Origin of the sequence: Bacillus solitudinis, from assembly GCF_002797395.1 — a bacterium.
GTDB lineage: Bacteria > Bacillota > Bacilli > Bacillales > Bacillaceae_D > Halalkalibacter_A > Halalkalibacter_A solitudinis.
Genome location: NZ_KZ454943.1, coordinates 3,499,862 through 3,518,461, shown reverse-complemented (window position 1 = coordinate 3,518,461; position 18,600 = coordinate 3,499,862). Strand labels below are relative to the sequence as shown.

At 39.2% G+C, this 18,600-nt stretch carries 22 protein-coding genes; 1 reads left to right on the top strand and 21 read right to left on the bottom strand.

The genetic code is table 11. From position 1 onward, the window contains the following. The 20 genes from aroB to CEF19_RS17215 form a co-directional block, all read right to left on the bottom strand. Positions 1-1,086 (bottom strand): 3-dehydroquinate synthase, encoded by a 1,086-nt coding sequence (aroB, locus tag CEF19_RS17310; protein WP_100407214.1) that lies wholly within the window; start codon positions 1,084-1,086, stop codon positions 1-3. After that, complete coding sequence (gene aroC, locus CEF19_RS17305; RefSeq protein WP_100407213.1) at positions 1,086-2,258, bottom strand: chorismate synthase; 1,173 nt, start codon at positions 2,256-2,258, stop codon at positions 1,086-1,088. The genes aroB and aroC overlap by 1 nt, the downstream gene beginning before the upstream one ends. 179 nt (positions 2,259-2,437) lie before the next feature. Then, positions 2,438-3,211 (bottom strand): CheR family methyltransferase, encoded by a 774-nt coding sequence (locus CEF19_RS17300; RefSeq protein ID WP_100407212.1) that lies wholly within the window; start codon positions 3,209-3,211, stop codon positions 2,438-2,440. Positions 3,212-3,404: 193 nt separating this feature from the next. Next, on the bottom strand, positions 3,405-3,848 hold the full coding sequence (ndk, locus tag CEF19_RS17295) for a nucleoside-diphosphate kinase (protein ID WP_100407211.1): 444 nt from the start codon (positions 3,846-3,848) through the stop codon (positions 3,405-3,407). Between the two features lie 112 nt (positions 3,849-3,960). After that, positions 3,961-4,932 carry a heptaprenyl diphosphate synthase component II gene (hepT, locus tag CEF19_RS17290; RefSeq protein ID WP_100407210.1) on the bottom strand — a complete coding sequence of 324 codons (972 nt, stop codon included), beginning with the start codon at positions 4,930-4,932 and terminating at the stop codon, positions 3,961-3,963. 28 nt (positions 4,933-4,960) lie between these two features. Further along, the gene (locus CEF19_RS17285) at positions 4,961-5,806 is read right to left on the bottom strand and encodes a menaquinone biosynthesis protein (protein ID WP_100407209.1); all 846 of its coding nucleotides are present in this window, start codon (positions 5,804-5,806) and stop codon (positions 4,961-4,963) included. After that, complete coding sequence (locus tag CEF19_RS17280) at positions 5,803-6,411, bottom strand: UbiX family flavin prenyltransferase (RefSeq protein ID WP_100407208.1); 609 nt, start codon at positions 6,409-6,411, stop codon at positions 5,803-5,805. Before CEF19_RS17280 ends, CEF19_RS17285 begins: the two co-directional genes overlap by 4 nt. Further along, complete coding sequence (locus tag CEF19_RS17275; RefSeq protein WP_100407207.1) at positions 6,408-7,271, bottom strand: UbiA-like polyprenyltransferase; 864 nt, start codon at positions 7,269-7,271, stop codon at positions 6,408-6,410. The genes CEF19_RS17280 and CEF19_RS17275 overlap by 4 nt, the downstream gene beginning before the upstream one ends. 31 nt (positions 7,272-7,302) lie before the next feature. Beyond that, entirely contained in the window at positions 7,303-8,007 is a 705-nt protein-coding gene (locus CEF19_RS17270) for a demethylmenaquinone methyltransferase (protein WP_100407206.1), read from the bottom strand. Between the two features lie 5 nt (positions 8,008-8,012). Next, a complete protein-coding gene (locus CEF19_RS17265) occupies positions 8,013-8,801 on the bottom strand; it encodes a heptaprenyl diphosphate synthase component 1 (RefSeq protein WP_100407205.1) in 789 nt (262 codons plus the stop codon). A 185-nt stretch (positions 8,802-8,986) separates the two neighbouring features. Continuing rightward, entirely contained in the window at positions 8,987-9,205 is a 219-nt protein-coding gene (gene mtrB / locus CEF19_RS17260) for a trp RNA-binding attenuation protein MtrB (RefSeq protein ID WP_100407204.1), read from the bottom strand. A gap of 20 nt (positions 9,206-9,225) precedes the next feature. Next, positions 9,226-9,792 (bottom strand): GTP cyclohydrolase I FolE, encoded by a 567-nt coding sequence (gene folE, locus CEF19_RS17255; protein WP_100407203.1) that lies wholly within the window; start codon positions 9,790-9,792, stop codon positions 9,226-9,228. A gap of 320 nt (positions 9,793-10,112) precedes the next feature. Continuing rightward, positions 10,113-11,591, bottom strand: a complete 1,479-nt coding sequence (gene spoIVA, locus CEF19_RS17250) for a stage IV sporulation protein A (RefSeq protein WP_100407202.1) — start codon at positions 11,589-11,591, stop codon at positions 10,113-10,115. Between the two features lie 246 nt (positions 11,592-11,837). After that, the gene (locus CEF19_RS17245) at positions 11,838-12,557 is read right to left on the bottom strand and encodes a hypothetical protein (RefSeq protein WP_100407201.1); all 720 of its coding nucleotides are present in this window, start codon (positions 12,555-12,557) and stop codon (positions 11,838-11,840) included. 33 nt (positions 12,558-12,590) lie between these two features. Then, positions 12,591-12,794: a DUF2768 domain-containing protein gene (locus tag CEF19_RS17240; RefSeq protein WP_100407200.1), complete on the bottom strand. Its 204-nt coding sequence runs from the start codon at positions 12,792-12,794 to the stop codon at positions 12,591-12,593. A gap of 273 nt (positions 12,795-13,067) precedes the next feature. Next, positions 13,068-13,331 carry a stage VI sporulation protein F gene (locus CEF19_RS17235; protein ID WP_100407199.1) on the bottom strand — a complete coding sequence of 88 codons (264 nt, stop codon included), beginning with the start codon at positions 13,329-13,331 and terminating at the stop codon, positions 13,068-13,070. A gap of 88 nt (positions 13,332-13,419) precedes the next feature. Next, positions 13,420-14,442 carry an NAD(P)H-dependent glycerol-3-phosphate dehydrogenase gene (locus CEF19_RS17230; RefSeq protein WP_100407198.1) on the bottom strand — a complete coding sequence of 341 codons (1,023 nt, stop codon included), beginning with the start codon at positions 14,440-14,442 and terminating at the stop codon, positions 13,420-13,422. Positions 14,443-14,478: 36 nt separating this feature from the next. Beyond that, positions 14,479-15,093 carry a glycerol-3-phosphate 1-O-acyltransferase PlsY gene (plsY, locus tag CEF19_RS17225; protein ID WP_100407197.1) on the bottom strand — a complete coding sequence of 205 codons (615 nt, stop codon included), beginning with the start codon at positions 15,091-15,093 and terminating at the stop codon, positions 14,479-14,481. A gap of 33 nt (positions 15,094-15,126) precedes the next feature. Further along, positions 15,127-16,440, bottom strand: coding sequence for a ribosome biogenesis GTPase Der (gene der, locus CEF19_RS17220; protein ID WP_100407196.1), 1,314 nt, complete (start codon positions 16,438-16,440; stop codon positions 15,127-15,129). A 110-nt stretch (positions 16,441-16,550) separates the two neighbouring features. Further along, positions 16,551-17,159: a YphA family membrane protein gene (locus CEF19_RS17215; protein ID WP_100407195.1), complete on the bottom strand. Its 609-nt coding sequence runs from the start codon at positions 17,157-17,159 to the stop codon at positions 16,551-16,553. A gap of 103 nt (positions 17,160-17,262) precedes the next feature. Here CEF19_RS17215 and CEF19_RS17210 point away from each other — a divergent pair, with 103 nt between their 5' ends. After that, the gene (locus tag CEF19_RS17210; protein ID WP_100407194.1) at positions 17,263-17,397 is read left to right on the top strand and encodes a YpzI family protein; all 135 of its coding nucleotides are present in this window, start codon (positions 17,263-17,265) and stop codon (positions 17,395-17,397) included. Positions 17,398-17,533: 136 nt separating this feature from the next. On the opposite strand, the gene fni is transcribed toward CEF19_RS17210, so the two are convergent. Then, positions 17,534-18,589: a type 2 isopentenyl-diphosphate Delta-isomerase gene (gene fni, locus CEF19_RS17205; RefSeq protein WP_100407193.1), complete on the bottom strand. Its 1,056-nt coding sequence runs from the start codon at positions 18,587-18,589 to the stop codon at positions 17,534-17,536. Positions 18,590-18,600 lie beyond the last annotated feature (11 nt).

The window sequence follows — 18,600 nt, the reverse complement described above, 5'->3', positions numbered from 1 at the left end:
TCATCCCTCCAATGCCTTTTCTATAGCTTGGAGAAGAGTTGAATCATCGACTTCTTTTACAACAGCTTCCCCTACACATCTCAGCAACACCATCCGTATCGCTCCTGCTTCAACCTTCTTATCCTTCTTCATTACAGTAAGAAGATCCCCTGCAGAAAGCTCTTTAGGTATGTCCGTCTGATACTGAAGCGAATGGAGCCAAGCTTTGAACTGTTCCACCGGTAAGGTTGTTTGCATAACCACTTCACTTAACTTCATCGCAAAAACCATTCCAATCACAACAGCTTCCCCGTGCGTTATTCGCCCATAGCCAAGCTTCGTTTCAATCGCATGACCAAGCGTATGACCGAAATTTAGATATGCACGAATCCCAAGCTCCTTTTCATCCTCTGTTACGATCTCTGCTTTGACAGCAATCGATCGTTCAAGCATTTCATTTACAAGCTCAGTACTAAGCCCATCAAACGAAGTCACTTCATTAACAAGCCATTGATAAAAGTCAGAACGACGAATTAGACCGTGTTTCATGACTTCAGCGAACCCAGATCGCCACTCATGATTTGGAAGTGAAAATAGCGTTTCCGTATCATATAGCACCGCTTCTGGCTGATGAAACGCTCCTACCATGTTTTTTCCAAGAGCGTGGTTGATAGCAACTTTCCCACCGACACTGCTGTCATGAGCAAGGAGAGTCGTTGGAACTTGAATAAAACGAACTCCTCGCATATATGTTGCTGCAACAAATCCGGCAATATCCCCTACGACGCCACCACCGAGCGCAATGATGACAGATTGTCTGTCTAATCCAGATTCTAATGCCTTTGTTAATAACTGTTCATAAACCGAGAACGATTTCGATGCTTCTCCACTCGGAATAACCGCCTCATAAATTTGAATGCTTGATTCAAAGCTATTGATGACATCGGTTAAATAACGTTGGGCTACATTGGAATCAGAAATAATAAACACCGAAGAAGGTGCCTTCACTAAAGTGTCTTGTAAAAAACGACCGACACGATGCCGTAAGCCAGATTCAATAAAAACAGTGTATTTTTTTGAAGCTGTTGGAACAGTTACTTCTTTCATTAGAAAGACCTCGCATCTTCGTTGTGACGATCAATTGTTGCTTGAATGGCTTCAACACGATCCTGGCCAAATGTTTCTAAAAGAACATTCGCAACTTCCCATGCAACAACCGCTTCTGCAACAACTGCTGCAGCTGGCACTGCACAGCTATCAGATCTTTCAATGCTTGCAGCAAACACTTCTTTTGTCTCGATATCTACACTTTGAAGTGGCTTATACAGTGTTGGGATGGGTTTCATCACACCACGGACAACTATTGGCATACCATTTGTCATACCGCCTTCAAATCCACCAAGATTATTTGTTCTTCTTGTGTATCCCTTTTCTTCGTCCCAAATAATTTCATCGTGAACTTGGCTTCCTGGTTTACTAGCAGCTTCAAATCCGATTCCAATTTCTACACCTTTAAACGCGTTAATGCTCATAACTGCCGCGGCAATTTTCGCATCTAATTTGCGGTCGTATTGAACGTGGCTTCCAAGTCCGATCGGAACACCTTCAACAACGACTTCAACCACGCCCCCAATAGAATCCCCGTCGCTTTTCGCTTGGTCAATCGCGGCAATCATTCTCTCACTTGCCTGTTCATCCAAACAACGAACTTGAGATGCTTCTGAGCGTTCCTGTAAATCCTCTATTGATGAGTAAGAGGTATTTTCAGCTTTAACACCACCGATTTCTAAAACATGTCCACCAACTTTAATGCCAAATGTATGTAGAATTTTCTTTGCAACAGCACCAGCAGCGACACGCACAGTCGTCTCACGAGCAGATGAACGCTCCAGAACATTTCTCATATCTCTGTGACCATACTTAATCGCACCGTTTAAATCAGCATGTCCAGGACGCGGACGAGTTAGCTTTCGTTTTACGTCAGCTTCTTCTTCTTCAGATAACGGTTCTGCACCCATGATTTTTGTCCAATGAGTCCAGTCTTTATTTTCAACCACAAGTGCAATTGGAGCCCCGGTTGTTTTTCCATGTCTTACTCCACTTAATATTTGTACACGGTCCTTTTCAATTTGCATTCGGCGCCCACGACCATACCCACCTTGACGACGTGCTAAATCACCATTAATGTCTTCAGCCACCAACTCAAGCTGCGCCGGAACCCCTTCAATAATCGTTGTAAGTTGCGGTCCGTGTGATTCACCAGCTGTTAAATATCTCATCTTACTTCCTCCTCCAACCAATCGTTCTCTTTATCGCTTTTATGCGTTAAATTATAACATGGTTTATCTTTTCTGTCTTGATAAAATCAGAACAATTCTTATCTCCTTCATCATTTTATCAAAAAGCACATGCATCGTCTAATAATCCTCGAATAAGGATGCTTAGGATAATACCGTAACTATAACTTTTTATAAAAAAATGTATCTTCTGTTTCTAATTGATAGGTTGACGAGTTGAAAATTTGTTCGGTGCTTCCAACAAACAAAACTCCACCTTTTCGTAGAGAACGACTAAATTTATGATAGAGCTGATTTTTAGCCTCTTCAGTAAAATAAATCATTACATTGCGACAAACAATTAAATCAAATTGCTCTTCAAAGCGGTCCGCTAATAAATTTTGGTGTTTGAATTGAACTGTTTTCTTAATTTCTTCTTTTACCTTATAACCCATTGGATCTTTATCAAAAAACTTTGTTAAAGCTGGTTTTGGTATCTCTTTTAAAGACCGATCAGTATAAAGCCCGATTTTCGCTCTCTCTAAAATTTCGCGATCTAAATCAGTCGCTAAAATTGAAATTTTTGACAGTGGCATGAATTTCGATAAAATCATAGCGAGTGTATATGGCTCTTCACCAGTTGAACAAGCAGCACTCCAAATTTTCAAATGTGAGTTTTCTTTATAGAGTCGTGGTAAGATTTTAGCTTCTAATACTTCCCACCTTTTGTAATTTCTATAAAACTCTGAAACATTAATTGTCATCCTCTCAAGAAACTCATTGAACAGAAGTTCCTCGCTAGACATCGCTTGATAATAGGAAACGAAATCCTGATACCCTCTTTTATCGCGCAATGACTCTAACCGTCGCTTCATTTGGGCTTCTTTGTAAGACGCGAGATCGATACCTGTTTTCTTCTTAACCCGTTCGACAAATTGTGTATAATCCTGACTCATGACTAGGTTCCCCTTTGATTGCATCTTTTAGAGATATCATACGATTAATTAATTCAAATTGCTATCCTCTCTTCATATCGACCACAATCAACGAGTTTTTCACTGCCAACAAATCGCCAAAAAACCCAAGTTATCGTCTATTCAAGAAAAAAAGACCCGTTCATGATGAACAGGTCTTCGTTCTATGTAAAAATTAAATCCATGTACGGATTGTTTTATCATATTCGTTTAATTCATTAGCTTGAAAGAAAATGCCGATTTCCCTCTGTGCACTTTCTGGTGAATCTGAACCATGAATAATGTTTTTATCCATGTTAACGGCAAAATCTGATCGAATCGTTCCAGGTACTGCATCAACAGGATTTGTTCCACCCATCATTTTACGAGCTACGCTAATGACATTTTCACCTTCCCACACCATTGCAAAGACAGGACCAGATGTAATAAAAGATACAAGTTTCCCAAAAAAAGGACGCTCTTTATGCTCAACATAATGTTCTTCAGCCATCTCTTTAGATATGGTCATTAGCTTAGCTCCAACCAATGTAAACCCTTTCTTTTCAAAGCGTGAAACAATCTCTCCGATTAAGTTACGTTGAACCCCGTCAGGTTTGATCATTAAGTATGTACGTTCCATCTTACATTACCTCTCCCTCATTATCTATTATGACACAATATTCAACATATAGTATAACACAGTAGATGATTTTTCACAATCATTACCAAAAAAACTCACCTTATCGGCAAGTTTAAAATTTTCGGGTACCTATGTACTTAGCAATTTCATGAAAATAAATTTTTGCATCTGTGTTTGGAAGGGTTTTTAGTGCCTCGTATCCCTTTTGTAAATACATATCACTAATCTTAAGAGAAAATTTAATTCCCTCCGATTCTTTAATGGAAGTTAGAATGGGATTGATATCCACTTCGTCAGGATATTCATCCGCTAGCAAATCCATAATTTGCTTCTTCACTTTTGGTTGCTCATGCATGACATATAAAGCTGGGAGTGTTACATTGCCTTGGCGCAAATCACCTCCAGCTGGCTTACCAAGCTGATCCTCGGTCCCGACAAAATCTAGAATATCATCGGTGATTTGAAAGGACATTCCCACATTGTAACCAAACTGATACAGTTTCTTTTGAACAACGGGATCCGCATTAGCCGCTAAAGCTCCTAATTCACAACTTACAGCAATAAGTAAAGCCGTTTTTCGTTTAATTCTTCGCAAATAAACACGTAAATTTTGACCCCAATTATACTGGTCGCGAATTTGTTCGACCTCTCCAATACACATCTCAACCATTGTATTAGACAACGTTTGATGAATTTTAGGATTATTAAAAAACGCTGCACATTCTACAGCCTTGCCAAAAATATAATCGCCTGTATACATAGCAACGCGATTATCCCATTGTGATTTTATCGTCTTTTTTCCTCTACGTAATTCCGCATCGTCTATCACATCGTCATGAACGAGAGAGGCCATATGGATTAATTCGAGAGGAACGGCAATATGTTTTAATACGTTTATGTCATATTGACCAAACTTCGCCGCGAGCAGAACAAAAACTGGGCGAATGCGCTTGCCACCCGCTCGTAGCAAATGCACAGACGCATCACGAAGCACCTCATTTTCCGCTTGAACAGTTGCCTCAAGTTCTTGTTCAATCACCGTTATGTCAGATTCAAAATGCATATAAATATCTGCTAGTTTCATGTCGTCCACCTTACTAGTTCAGGTTCACTCATTGATGAACTGAATCCCAAACGTGAATTGTCTCAACGCTTTTTCTTAAGAACCCACATTGATGAGCGAGTTGATAATAATAGCGTAACCCCTCTTGTTCTTTTACACCAAAATCATAACGTAATCCTGAAAAATAAGTTTCCCAGAACTGTTTCCCTCCACCAATTACTGCCATTATTTCTTGAATCATGGGAGCATGTTCAAGCCGAATGCTCTCATTTTTACTATTTAGAAAGGCTTGTTGGAGTCCTGCTATTTTTATAGGTTCATCTATCATTTTTTCGTTTCTCACTGCAAATACTGCATAGGTCATCGAAAGTCCTGTATGTTCATACCAAAGAGCTCCTAAGTCATATTGATAGAGAAACGGTCCTTTCGTCCAACTTGCTCGAATCGCATCATCCCCGATTAACAAACAAGCATCATGACTCTCAAGCATAACATCTATATTGGGATTCATTGTCGAATAATCATTCTCATATTTCAAAAAATGTTGTAAAATAATTTTCAATAAATGAATAGATGTTGCCGAGCTCGATGTTAAGGCTATTCTTTTTCCCGAGAGCTCAGCTAGTGGATAACGTGAAAATAAGAAAATCGAGCCTACTTTCCCTTGAGAAGAAACGGATAAATTAGGAAGAAGTGTATACTTCTCAGGGTTTTCTGCATAAGCAAACGAGGATATCCCTCCAACATCGACTCTTCCAGCAGCCATTTCGGCATTTAATTGCGATGGTACTTGGGGAACGAAACGATATTGCTGTTCCTCTAGCACCTTATGATTTAAGTGAAAGAAAAACGGCAAGATGTTCGTATAGGAAATCTCTCCGATTACAATCGTCATTTTTCTTCCCCCCATCGGGTAAATAAATCATGGTCAACTTCGATGGCATCTAATACTTTTCCAACTAAAAAGTGAACCAAATCATCTAATGTTTCTGGAAGATGATAAAAGCCAGGCATCGCAGGTAAAATCGTTGCTCCTACCTTTGAAGCCTTAAGCATATTTTCAAGGTGAATCTCGTTTAATGGCGTTTCTCTTGGAACAATTACTAGCTTTCGACGTTCTTTTAACATCACATCTGCTGTACGTTCCAAGAGATTCCCAGACGCACCATGCGCAATTCCAGAAAGCGTCCCCATCGAGCATGGAATAATAACCATCCCATCATTTTGATATGACCCGCTAGCAATAGGTGCGGAATAGTCATGGAGATGATGTGTATGTAATTCACCAGAAAGAGTGTTAAATAGCTCATTCAGTGTACGTTCTCGGTCTGATGTATCTAAACGTAATTCTTCTTTAAAGACTTGCCATGCCGCTTCTGTTAGTACGAGATGAACTTTATAGGACTGTTTTAATAGTTCTTGAACGAGGCGAACACCATAGATGGCTCCACTTGCACCTGTAATCCCAACTGTAAAGGTACCGTTTTGACGCGGCTTCATAAAAGAACATCTCCAATCGCAAAGATAAACATAACAAGACTAAGAATACCATTCATTGTAAAAAAAGCGACATTCACTTTTGACAAATCTTCTTTTGAAACAATCGAGTGTTCGTACACCATAATACCACCAGCAATCAAGACCCCGATTAAGTATAGCCATCCTAAAGGAGAGACAAAAAATAAGGACACAAATAATAAAAAGCTGATAATATGAAAAATCTTCGCCAACACTAATGCATGTGCAACCCCAAATCGACTTGGAATGGAGAACAATTTATGTGCTCGGTCGTACTCCGCATCCTGGGTCGCATAAATCACATCAAAACCAGCTGTCCATAATGCAACAGCTAGAAATAGTAATACTGCTTCCCATGTTAATGTTCCTGTAGCCCCCACAAAACCACCCAAAGGAGCAATACCAATTGTCACACCTAAAATAAGATGACAAAACCACGTAAATCGTTTTGTATAGGAATAGATGACAAGAAAGAACACAGCTAAGGGCAACAAATACACAGCAAGCATATTCAGTTGAAACGCTGCAAAAAACAAAAGGAAAAAGGAAATAATAATAAAGATGAGTACCTCTAGCTTCGAAACTAAACCTGCAGGAATAGCCCGCTTTTCTGTTCTTGGGTTCTTTTTATCAATTTGTTCATCAATTACTCGATTTAACGACATCGCCGCACTTCTTGCACCAACCATCGCAACTGTAATCCATATCCATTGCATTAAGGATGGCCATGTACCATCGACAACAAATGAGCCAATGACAGCACCAAAATAAGCAAAGGGTAGTGCAAAAACCGTATGCTCAAATTTAATCATTTCTAGAATAATGCTAATCTTCCTAATCACAATATCTGCTCCAATTCTACTACTCCTATTTTTAAGGTTTAATCCCTAAATGCATCGCAGCAACACCGCCAGAATACGTCTTTACCTCGACATTTGAAAAGCCAGTTTTCTTAAACATCTCTGCTAGTTTTTCACGATTTGGAAATGACATCGTTGATTCTTGTAACCACGAATATTCATCATAACTCTTCGCAAATAGTTTTCCAAATACAGGCATCACTCGACGAAAATAAAAGAAGTACAATTGTTTAAAGACAGGGATTGTCGGTTGTGAAGTTTCAAGACAAACAACCATGCCTCCAGGTTTAACCACGCGATACATTTCGTTCAAAGCCTGCATATAGTCAGGAACATTCCGAAGACCAAAGCCAATCGTGACAAAATCAAATGAATTATCTTGGTAAGGCAAGTCCATCGCATTACCATGCGTTAAAGTCACATGGTTTAATTGCTTTTCTTCTACTTTCTCTTGGCCAATAGAGAGCATATTTTGACTAAAGTCTAGACCATCTATCTTTCCTGTTGGTCCTGTAGCTTCAGCTAGAGCAATCGTCCAATCTGCCGTGCCACAACAGACATCTAACGCCCTACTACCCTTTTCGACGTTCATACGCTTCATCGTATTTTTACGCCATGCTTTATGTCTTTGGAAACTAATAACTGAATTCATGAGATCATATTTTTTATAAATTGATTCAAACACCTGATGAACTCGTTCTTCTTTAGATTGACTCATAGGATTCACCCTTCTTCGGCAACTTTTTCTTTGTAGGCTGATGAACCAATTAGTCTGTCAACGTGCTCAATGAGAAAACCTTCAAAGATGTTAAGATCTCTTCCTGTTTTTAAAAGACGGTCCTTTACATGCTCGATTTTCTCTTCACAGTATTCGAGTACATCATCCACATGACTTGTCTCACGAATGATTGAATGAATAATCGGTAGCTTACGACCTTCAATCCATTCATTTTTTTCAAAAAGGAGACGTTTCAAATAAAAGAAGTCCTTCAACACTTCTTTCCAAACTGGCAACTTGTAGTGCTCTGCAATGTTTTGCATCAATATCGATTCAATCGTCGTAACATGTTCCTGAGTTTCATCATAACTCAAGCTACTTTTTTCATACACATTCATTTTTAACTCATTTATTTGTTGTATTGAATGACTATATACGCGAATCATTGGTATATAGTCGCCCTCTGCAAGTAAATAATAATATAAGCTACTATAATAATCACCAGCAAGTACGGTTAATTGTCTATTTTTCCGAACAGAATCTGTATCGATTTTGTGGAGGGAGACTGATTCATGCACATCAAGAGCAGCGTAAACGAGCAATGCAGCTAGGGAAAAAACCTTTATATCCTTTTTCGGTAACCTATCACCAAGCATCGCATACAAAAAATGAAGTTTATCCTCATCCACTTTTGGCTCTGCTATGTATTTTTGTAAATATGGATGCTTTATTAAGTTATAGAAGCTCTTCTTTACTTCTAACACCTTATCGTTAAATTGATTCATTCTTACCATAATTACGTCCTCCACATCGCACACTTCGTTGTTGTCGTCTTATTCCGTAGATTTAGACATAAGTCGCATACTATTATAGCATAAATTGAAAAGTTCGACTAAATAAAGTTCAATATCATTTGTTTTCTCTAATCAGGGGTGTCTGGATAGTTGTTAACAACTATCCAGACACCCCCGTACCTTCATTATTCCTCTGTATCAACTGTACCATGACTGGTCTGAATTATCGCTTTCCCTCTTACTTTTACAGCAGAAGTGTGTTCAGTAAACTGCGCAATCATAACTTCCCCTTTATCTAGCTTTTCAGAATGGTGGAACCTTGTATCCGATCCCCGGGTAAGCCCAATGACATTAACTCCATTTTCTTTCGCCTTGATGACGAAAAAATCATTCTGACTACTCATTCTCATCTCTCCTTCACTCATCAACCTTGTATAAATGATAATACTTCTGCTCTAGCCGCTGCATCTTTACTAAAACTTCCCCTAACAGCAGAGGTTATTGTTTTCGCACCAGGCTTCTTTACCCCTCTCATTGTCATACACATATGCTCAGCGGAAACAACAACAATCACTCCATGAGGATTTAATGTTTCAACAAGTGAGTCTGCAATTGTTGATGTTATCCGCTCCTGAAGTTGTGGACGACGTGCCACAGCCTCAACAGCGCGTGCCAATTTGCTAAGCCCTGTCACCTTGCCCCCTTTTGGAATATATCCAACATGAGCCTGTCCAAAAAATGGAACAAGATGATGCTCACACATAGAGTAAAACGGGATATCTTTGACTAAAACTAGCTCTTCGTGCTCCTCCCCAAAAACAGTCGCAAAATGTTCCTTTGGATCTTCGTGTAATCCTTGAAATACTTCTGCATACATTTTTGCAACACGTTTTGGAGTATCTAATAATCCTTCTCGATTTGGATCTTCTCCTATTGCTTCTAAAATCATTTTTACTGCTACTTGAATTTTATCATAATTCACTGTGTTCATGCTTGACCTCCACTCATCCAAAGTAACTGATTATCTTAGGATAACCAAATGAATGACTTGTTAAAAGCTTAGCATACTGTCACAGTCAAAAGCAAAAGGGCTGTCTCAAAAGCATAAAAGGATATGACAGGCTCCTCGGAAGGCTATTAAAAAGAGGAGCGACTCCGCACATTGCTTAAGGGGTGTGACATAAGGTCAAAAAAGACCTTATGTCACACCCCTTGTAAATATGAATTAACTTATAGTGGCTGTTAAGAAAGAGATGATTTTCTCTTTTTTGAACGGACACTATAATTAAATATACTTCTTGAAACGCGCTCTTATAGAATAATCGCAATAAGTCCGCCTGAACCTTCATTAATGATACGTTCTAACGTTTCTTTCAGCTTATAGCGAGCATTTTCTGGCATTAGAGAAAGTTTAGCTGAAATCCCTTCACGAACAATGGAATTTAACGAACGACCGAAAATATCAGAATTCCAAATCGATAATGGATTTTCCTCAAAATCTTGCATTAAGTATCGTACAAGCTCTTCGCTTTGTTTCTCTGTGCCGATTATTGGTGCAAATTCTGATTCTACATCCACTTTAATCATATGAATCGAAGGAGCCACAGCTTTTAAACGGACACCAAATCGAGCACCTTGTCTAATAATTTCAGGCTCATCTAAACTCATATCAGATAGTGCCGGTGCAGCAATACCGTATCCTGTTTGTTTCACCATCCGCAGAGCATCTGCTACTTGGTCATACTCTGCTTTTGCATGAGCAAAATCCTGCATAAGTTGAAGGAGATGGTCTTTCCCGCGAATTTCAACACCAACGACTTCTTTTAAAACTTGGTCATAGAGATCATCTGGAGCAAAGAGATCGATTTCTGCGATGCCATGGCCCATTTCAATCCCAGCAAGTCTGGAATCTGCAATAAATTCATATTCCGAAAAATGTCCAACCACACGATCCACATCGCGCAATCGTTTAATATCTTTGACCGTTTCCCTAACAGACTCTTCATAGCTTTGGCGTAGCCAATGATTTTCTTTTAGCACCATTACCCAGCTTGGTAAATTGACGTTGACTTCATGTACTGGGAATTCAAACAGCACTTCTCTTAAAACATTATTAATGTCTGCATCTGTCATGCTTTCAATACTCATTGCTAGAACAGGAATATCATGCTCTGCTTCAAGTGATGAACGAAGTTTTTCTGTATCAGGATGATGCGGGCGTACGCTATTAACAACCATAATAAAAGGTTTACCAACCTCTTTTAATTCTTCTACAACACGAGTTTCAGCATCAACATAGTCATAACGAGGAATTTCTCCAATCGAACCATCCGTTGTCACAAGGACACCAAGTGTTGAATGCTCTTGAATGACCTTTCTTGTACCGATTTCCGAAGCCTCTTGAAATGGAATCGGCTCTTCATACCAAGGCGTATTAATCATACGTGGACCATTTTCATCTTCATAGCCTTTCGCACCAGGTACAGCGTAGCCAACACAATCAACAAGACGAATATTTACATCTAAACCGTCATCCACATGAATCGAAATCGCTTGATTCGGAACAAATTTAGGTTCCGTTGTCATAATCGTTTTTCCTGCTGCACTTTGAGGAAGCTCATCTTGGGCACGAGCTTTCTCTGATTCATTTTCAATGTTCGGGAGTACAACGAGCTCCATAAATTTTTTAATGAAGGTTGACTTCCCTGTGCGTACTGCACCCACCACTCCTAGATAAATATCGCCACCCGTTCTTTCTGCGATATCTTTAAAAATATCAATTTTTTCCACGTGATCCCCTCCCGATCAAGTAAAGATTTGAGATGCGCTTTAGTTCCGTAAACCTTGGACACTATCATATCTATGATGTTGTCCATTAAATATGACAACTCTTTGGAAAGAAGCATCTATTTGCTTTTCTAAAACGCTCTCTTCTATTACCGAGAAGGGGTAAAACAAAAAATGCCCCTTCCTCTGATATGTATATCAAAGGTTAAAGAGCATTAGACCATCTTTTTTAAAAAAATGACAATCCTTTTATTTTAGACGTACATTATAGGTCGGCTCGCCCAGTTCATCAAGTGTATAGGGAACCGATCGCACAGGCACTATCGGAAAATTCTCCACCAAAATTTGCCGAAGATCCTGTCCTTTATCAAAGGAATGGTCAAATTGTTGAAGTGCTAAATTCAAATCGATGCGATAATCAATTATCACCCCATCACCTGAATACAATAAAGGTAGCATCGTATCAAAATACGGACTTCTTATTAAAGGCTCTTCCCGGTAGCCTAACGCTTCATGCTCAAGTTTAAACAACCCCACATCTATCGTTTCAGCAATCGGCAAATACGTATGTTGATTTATATACTGGTTTATACGCTGCTGATATTGTTGAACTTGATTTATCGATGTTAAATCAAGGACCTTTACTTCAGGTGCTTCCTCGACATTTACAAGAACATACTGAAAAACACCTCCATTTTCAAAAGCTGTACCAGGAGGCTGTTGCAAATAACGTGGGATTAATTGGTTAAAGTCAATAACGTATCTTTGAAAAGTAGGGGTTGTCTCATCAAAATTCTTAATTGGTAAAACCCCTGTGTCAGCTTGAAACTGGTTAACTGCCTGCTCAACAGACTGAAGCTGATCCGGATAAGCTAACCGATTTTCAGCTCTACGCTCACCAGGATAAAAGCAACCACTTACAATAGTTAGAGCAATCAAAAGTAAGATGGTTACAAACCATTTATTCATGAGACATTCGCCTTTCTTATTTAAAGTTAACTACTATAATGACGCCGTTGGTCCACCTATAACGATTAAAAAAACTATAATTCCAGCAACCATCAAACATACAAATGAAATCGTTAGAACGATTTTTTGAATAATCCCTTTTAATTTAGTTCGGCTAAAAATCGCCGCCCCCGCTGATACAAACATTAACGCTAATGCAATAAAGGATATCCACATATTTAACATTGCTTGAGACATTCAACATTCCTCCAATCATTCGATATAATTATAGCACAAGGCGATTTCCTTAAAAGAAAAAAAGCTTGTCCATCCCTTGAACAACATAGAAAAAGCCGAGCAACCTGCTCGGGCAACCAATTATGGGTATATTTTTATTAGAGAAGAGCGGGGCACTCTTCTCTAATTATGACTAAAACCCCTTGTTAAGCTCAGCCCTATTTTTAATGTTCGTTCCATAAAGTATATTCAAAATTGGTCAAGTTGCGACTCGATAACCGCCTAAATCTCAACCTATTTTTTATTGAACATTTTTGCAAGAGAAGCGAAGTCCATTGGCATGTTGTTATTTATAATCGCTTGAACAATTTGGTTTTCCTTTTCCTTCGAAACAGGCTTATTTGCAAGCTTCGCTACTTGTCTGATTAATTGTCTTACCGTAGCTTCGTCTTTTAAATTTGCATTACTAACTGAATTGGCAAGCTTAAAAAGTTCATCTGGTTTAACATTTGTTTTCTGTTGAAGTTGATCCATAATATTGTCGTTCTTTTCAAACATGTTACGCCCTCCCTCTTTCATAGTTTCAACATATCGTATGCGAAACGAAGGAGTTTGTGCACGGCTTCGACTGGATTATAACCAAATACTAAAATACTTGAAATGGTTCAACTTCGTGTTTACGAACTCTTCCCATTAACTGTTCAGCAGCATCACGTGGCATTACGCCGTCAAATAATACGGCATGTAGAGCTTCAGTAATCGGCATATCCACTTCTAATTTTTTCGCAAGTTCATATGCGGCTTTGGTCGTTCTAATTCCTTCTACAACCATACCCATATTGTCAAGCACTTCCTCTAACGATTTACCTTGACCAATCATTTGACCCGCTCGCCAATTTCTAGAATGGATACTCGTGCAAGTTACAATTAAATCACCAAGTCCACTTAAACCAGCAAACGTTAATGGATCGGCCCCTAACTTCACACCGACTCTAGTAATTTCAGCGAGACCCCTAGTCATAATGGCCGCCTTCGTATTATCACCTAAACCAAGTCCGTTCGTTAATCCACAGGCGAGAGCAATCGTATTCTTTAAGGCTCCACCAATTTCAACGCCTATTAAATCCATATTCGTATACACGCGAAAATGCTGATTAATAAATAATTCTTGCGCGCGCTCTGCTACTAGTTGTTTTTTTGAAGAAACCGTTACAGTTGTAGGCTGTCTTAAGCTAACTTCCTCAGCGTGGCTTGGCCCTGAAAGAACGACTACATCTTTTATTAGGTGTGATTCTTGACATTCCTCTTCGATCATTTCAGAGATACGTTTATGTGTTCCAGGCTCTATCCCTTTACTTGCATGAACCACTGTCACTGGTTGTTTTAAGGCAAGTAGTAAATCTTGAACAGCTCTTCGAATAGCTTTCGTAGGTACAACCAACAATACCGTTTCAACATCATAAACAGCGTCTTCTAAATTAATAAAGCCTTCTACGTTTTGGGGAAGACTAATATTAGGAAGATATTGTGTATTCGTATGATGTTCGTTGATTTCCTTTATTTGCTCTTCTCTTCTTGCCCATAAACGAACCTCATGGCCATTATCTGCTAGAACAAGGGCTAGGGCTGTGCCCCAGCTCCCAGCTCCCAACACTGCTACTTTTGACACATCACCAGCTCCTTCTAGTAATTATCTACTGTGAATTTACGCTTGTTTCTTCTGACCAACCTTGCTTTCAGAACCTGAGAGCAATCGTCTAATGTTCGTACGATGTCGCCAAAAAGATAGGATAGCAACGATAATTGTTAAGTAAATATAGCTTTCAGGGTAACCAAATGTTGTCAGGAAGCCGACTGTAATTATCGCTGTAAATAATACAAATAAGAGTGACCCAAGTGAAACAAACCTAGTAATAATAATACATATAATAGCAATCACTCCCGCAATTAATGCAGGATAAAAAACAAGACTTGTCAACACTCCTATTGTCGTTGCGACGCCTTTCCCTCCACGAAACCCATAATAAACGGGCCAATTATGACCTAATATCGCTGCAAGACCAGCTAAGGCAGGAATATAGCCACTACCATCTGGAGCTAGCCATAACCCGATCCAGACGGCTATAATTCCTTTGAGAACATCGAGCACTAGTACTGTTACTGCAGGACCCACACCGAGCACCCTTAGTGTATTGGTTGCTCCTGCATTTCCACTACCATGCTGACGAATATCAACTTTTTTTATTTTTTTAGCAATGATGTAACTAAAACTAATTGAACCCAAAAGGTATCCAATTAGCAGCGTTCCAATTAGCAGCATTGAAATCGTACTCTCCTCTCTTCCCCCAGAGTATTAGTCGTTTTTCTTACGCGCAAAGATTTTAATTGGTGTCCCTTCAAATTCAAATGTGGCCCGGAGTCGATTTTCTAGAAAACGCTCATAAGAAAAATGCATTAATTCCGGCTCATTGACAAAGAAAACAAATGTTGGCGGACCAACAGCTACTTGAGTAACATAATTAATTTTAAGTCGCTTACCTTTATCCGTAGGTGTAGGGTTCATGGCAACCGCGTCCATAATCATGTCATTTAATACATGTGTTGCGACGCGTAAATTGTGATTCTCCGAAATTCGATTTACAGTAGGTAACACATGTTGAAGCCGTTGTTTTGTTTTCGCAGAAAGAAATAAAACAGGTGCATACGATAAAAATAAAAATTCAGCTCGAATTTTCTGTTCAAATTCCTTCATCGTATTATCATCCTTTTCGATGATATCCCATTTATTTACGACAATGATGACGGCACGACCAGCTTCATGTGCATATCCCGCGATTTTTTTATCTTGCTCAATAATACCTTCGTCAGCACTAATAACAACAAGTACAACATTGGAACGTTCGATTGCTTTCAAAGAGCGTAAAACGCTGTATTTTTCCGTACTTTCATATACTTTTCCGCGCTTTCTCATTCCTGCCGTATCAATTAATACATATTCTTGTTCATCACGAGTAAACGGTGTATCAATAGCATCTCGTGTCGTTCCAGGAATATTACTAACAATCACTCTTTCTTCTCCAAGCATTGCATTAACAAGCGATGATTTCCCTACATTCGGTCGTCCAATTAATGATATGCGGATTGTTTCTTCATCATAACCGTCTTCTTCTTCATCAGGGAAATGTTTGATGACTTCATCTAACATGTCACCTAAACCTAGTCCATGCGATCCTGAAATTGGAAACGGCTGTCCCATTCCCAAAGAATAAAACTCGTACAATTGTTCGTGCATATCTGGATTATCAATTTTGTTGACAGCCAGCACAATCGGTTTTTTCGAACGAAATAAAAGTTTTGCTACTTCTTGGTCAGCCGAGGTAATCCCTTCTCGACCATTTACAAGAAAAACAATAACATCTGCTTCTGCAATGGCAAGCTCAGCTTGTTCGCGCATTTGGACTAAAAGCGGTTCATCTCCAAGCTCAATACCACCTGTATCGATCAAATTAAACTCTCTGTTTAACCATTCACCTTTACTATATAAACGATCACGTGTCACACCCGGCATATCTTCAACGATGGCAACGCGTTCTCCGACTATACGATTAAAGATTGTTGACTTTCCTACGTTTGGACGTCCGACGATCGCTATAATTGGCTTCGACATATCGTCACACCCTTTCTATGTTCACTTTTATGTGCAAATCTTTCCATCATAACTTATTTATTCTACTAAAACTTCAGGTGCTTGTCGACCCTCAAACTTTTAATCCATTTTTAAGAAGCTTCAATAATAGGTGGTTTCTTTCGTTCCTGAACAAAGTTCGCAAGCTTTCGTATGGTCATTTGAACGCACCAAACGCTTCCGCTAATCATCATCATTACCGAAATGATATCAAAGAAATAGCCCCCTCCTATTTTAGTACTATTAAATAACTCTTTTACGACCATCGCGTACATCCACTCACCTTGAAGCAACCCTACTATAGAGAACAAGATGCGGTTTCGCCAATCAGAAATGGTCAGAATTGAAATCAATACTACTATGGCGCTAATCATTAACCTCGTGTCCATTAATTCAATTACAGGATCATAAATAACAATTAATAAAAAAGAAGCATACGCTGACCCTATAATACACGCCACTACCCCACAATAGACTAAGCTCCACCACTTTTTTCGTCCTAATTCAAAGCAGCAACAAACCCCTAAAAATAAAAAGGATCCGCTAACATCATACCCGAAAATTGTAAGTTCAAAGGATAAAAGAATAAGAACGATAAGCAGGTTTGCTGCGATAACAACACGTTTTCGAGTCTTCTTCGCAAAAAATGTGACCATTACCCACGCCATCCAACCTAACCAGTATGCTAACACCCCATCCATACTTTCACCTCCTTCATAAGTATCGACGTTTTCCTCTAAAACTAATCATTAGAATCATAAACCTTCAAGGAACCGACATACTAAACCGAAAGGAGGGAAAAACATGAGCAAAGACCGTCAAGAAAGGAAACAAAAAGCGATAGATCAATTAGAAGGGGATCGCGATCAAAGCCTAACCTACCCCGGTTCAGCAAAATTACAAAGTCCCAAACAAGCACGGAAGCAGCAACGCACCTAAGGGAAGGAAGTTCCCCTATACTTAAAAGCATTGGTGGATCTTCTTACCCAGGTTTCGTTACGAACTGCATAGAAAAACAACCATCATTTCATAAAAAAGAACAGACTGCTGAGTCACACCTCACAGTCTGTTCTTTTTAAAATATTCTTTTTCCATACACATCTATTTCCAGACCCCGTTGTTTACACCAATGGTGTGTATCTCCTGATATAACAAGCGGCACATCTTGGAGCTTTTTAATAGTATCCGTACCGAGTGCTGTCATGATGAAGCGAATATCATCTTTAATGCAATCAATCTCTTCTATTAATGCTTCTTGACCTTTTTCAACAAGGATTTTCAAGAAATATCCAGCAAATCCTGCAGCGGAGGCTCCTAACGCAAGAGCCTTGGCTACGTCCAACCCTGTCTGCATTCCCCCAGAAGCAAAAATTTGTAAGCTTCCACTACTTTGGGATACCTCAATTATTGAACTTGTTGTTTTTATGCCCCATTCGTTAAAAAATGATAATGAACGAGCACGACGTTCATTTTCTATTTTTGAAAAATTGGTCCCACCAAATCCTCCTACATCTATAATACTTACTCCAACTTCAGTAAGTACCTTGGCGGTTTCTTTACTCATACCGTAGCCTACTTCTTTCACAATAACAGGAACATTTATTTCAGCAACAATTCGCTCGATTCTTTTTAACATTCCTTTAAAATCGCGATCTCCCTCAGGCATAACCAATTCTTGTATGACATTAAGGTGTATTTGTAAAGCATTTGCTTCTAGCATTGTCACAGCTCGTTGCGCCTGTTCAACGGTAGCTTCACTTCCAAGATTAGCAAAAATGATCCCGTTTGGATTTACAGCGCGAGCAATTTTAAAAGAGTCTTTTTGGTCTGAGTTCTTGATGGCAGACATTTGCGAACCAACAGCTAATCCAATCTTACAGACGGATGCAACTTCAGAGAGTTGACGATTAATGTCTTCTGTTTTCTTTCCGCCTCCACCAGTCATTGCATTGATAAAAATCGGCGAACCTAAAAATAGTTCGCCGATTCTTGTCGAGATATTCACTTGATCTACCTTCATTTCAGGTACGCTATTATGAACAAAACGAATATCATCAAAGCCGTGGGTTCGCAGCTGTCCAGTTGTTAACGCATGGTTAATATGGTCCAATTTTCTTGCAGCTCGACTCACGTTTATCACCT

Excerpts from the sequence above, each read along its gene's own strand:
- folE (WP_100407203.1), bottom strand. The coding sequence starts at position 9,792 with ATGAACACAGTGAATTATGATAAAATTCAAGTAGCAGTAAAAATGATT.
- CEF19_RS17210 (WP_100407194.1), top strand. The coding sequence starts at position 17,263 with ATGAGCAAAGACCGTCAAGAAAGGAAACAAAAAGCGATAGATCAATTA.
- CEF19_RS17300 (WP_100407212.1), bottom strand. The coding sequence starts at position 3,211 with ATGAGTCAGGATTATACACAATTTGTCGAACGGGTTAAGAAGAAAACA.
- CEF19_RS17215 (WP_100407195.1), bottom strand. The coding sequence starts at position 17,159 with ATGGATGGGGTGTTAGCATACTGGTTAGGTTGGATGGCGTGGGTAATG.
- CEF19_RS17240 (WP_100407200.1), bottom strand. The coding sequence starts at position 12,794 with ATGTCTCAAGCAATGTTAAATATGTGGATATCCTTTATTGCATTAGCG.
- CEF19_RS17270 (WP_100407206.1), bottom strand. The coding sequence starts at position 8,007 with ATGAGTCAATCTAAAGAAGAACGAGTTCATCAGGTGTTTGAATCAATT.
- CEF19_RS17235 (WP_100407199.1), bottom strand. The coding sequence starts at position 13,331 with ATGTTTGAAAAGAACGACAATATTATGGATCAACTTCAACAGAAAACA.
- aroB (WP_100407214.1), bottom strand. The coding sequence starts at position 1,086 with ATGAAAGAAGTAACTGTTCCAACAGCTTCAAAAAAATACACTGTTTTT.
- mtrB (WP_100407204.1), bottom strand. The coding sequence starts at position 9,205 with ATGAGTAGTCAGAATGATTTTTTCGTCATCAAGGCGAAAGAAAATGGA.
- ndk (WP_100407211.1), bottom strand. The coding sequence starts at position 3,848 with ATGGAACGTACATACTTAATGATCAAACCTGACGGGGTTCAACGTAAC.
- aroC (WP_100407213.1), bottom strand. The coding sequence starts at position 2,258 with ATGAGATATTTAACAGCTGGTGAATCACACGGACCGCAACTTACAACG.
- CEF19_RS17280 (WP_100407208.1), bottom strand. The coding sequence starts at position 6,411 with ATGAAGCCGCGTCAAAACGGTACCTTTACAGTTGGGATTACAGGTGCA.
- plsY (WP_100407197.1), bottom strand. The coding sequence starts at position 15,093 with ATGCTGCTAATTGGAACGCTGCTAATTGGATACCTTTTGGGTTCAATT.
- CEF19_RS17285 (WP_100407209.1), bottom strand. The coding sequence starts at position 5,806 with ATGACGATTGTAATCGGAGAGATTTCCTATACGAACATCTTGCCGTTT.
- der (WP_100407196.1), bottom strand. The coding sequence starts at position 16,440 with ATGTCGAAGCCAATTATAGCGATCGTCGGACGTCCAAACGTAGGAAAG.
- CEF19_RS17245 (WP_100407201.1), bottom strand. The coding sequence starts at position 12,557 with ATGAATAAATGGTTTGTAACCATCTTACTTTTGATTGCTCTAACTATT.
- hepT (WP_100407210.1), bottom strand. The coding sequence starts at position 4,932 with ATGAAACTAGCAGATATTTATATGCATTTTGAATCTGACATAACGGTG.
- CEF19_RS17265 (WP_100407205.1), bottom strand. The coding sequence starts at position 8,801 with ATGGTAAGAATGAATCAATTTAACGATAAGGTGTTAGAAGTAAAGAAG.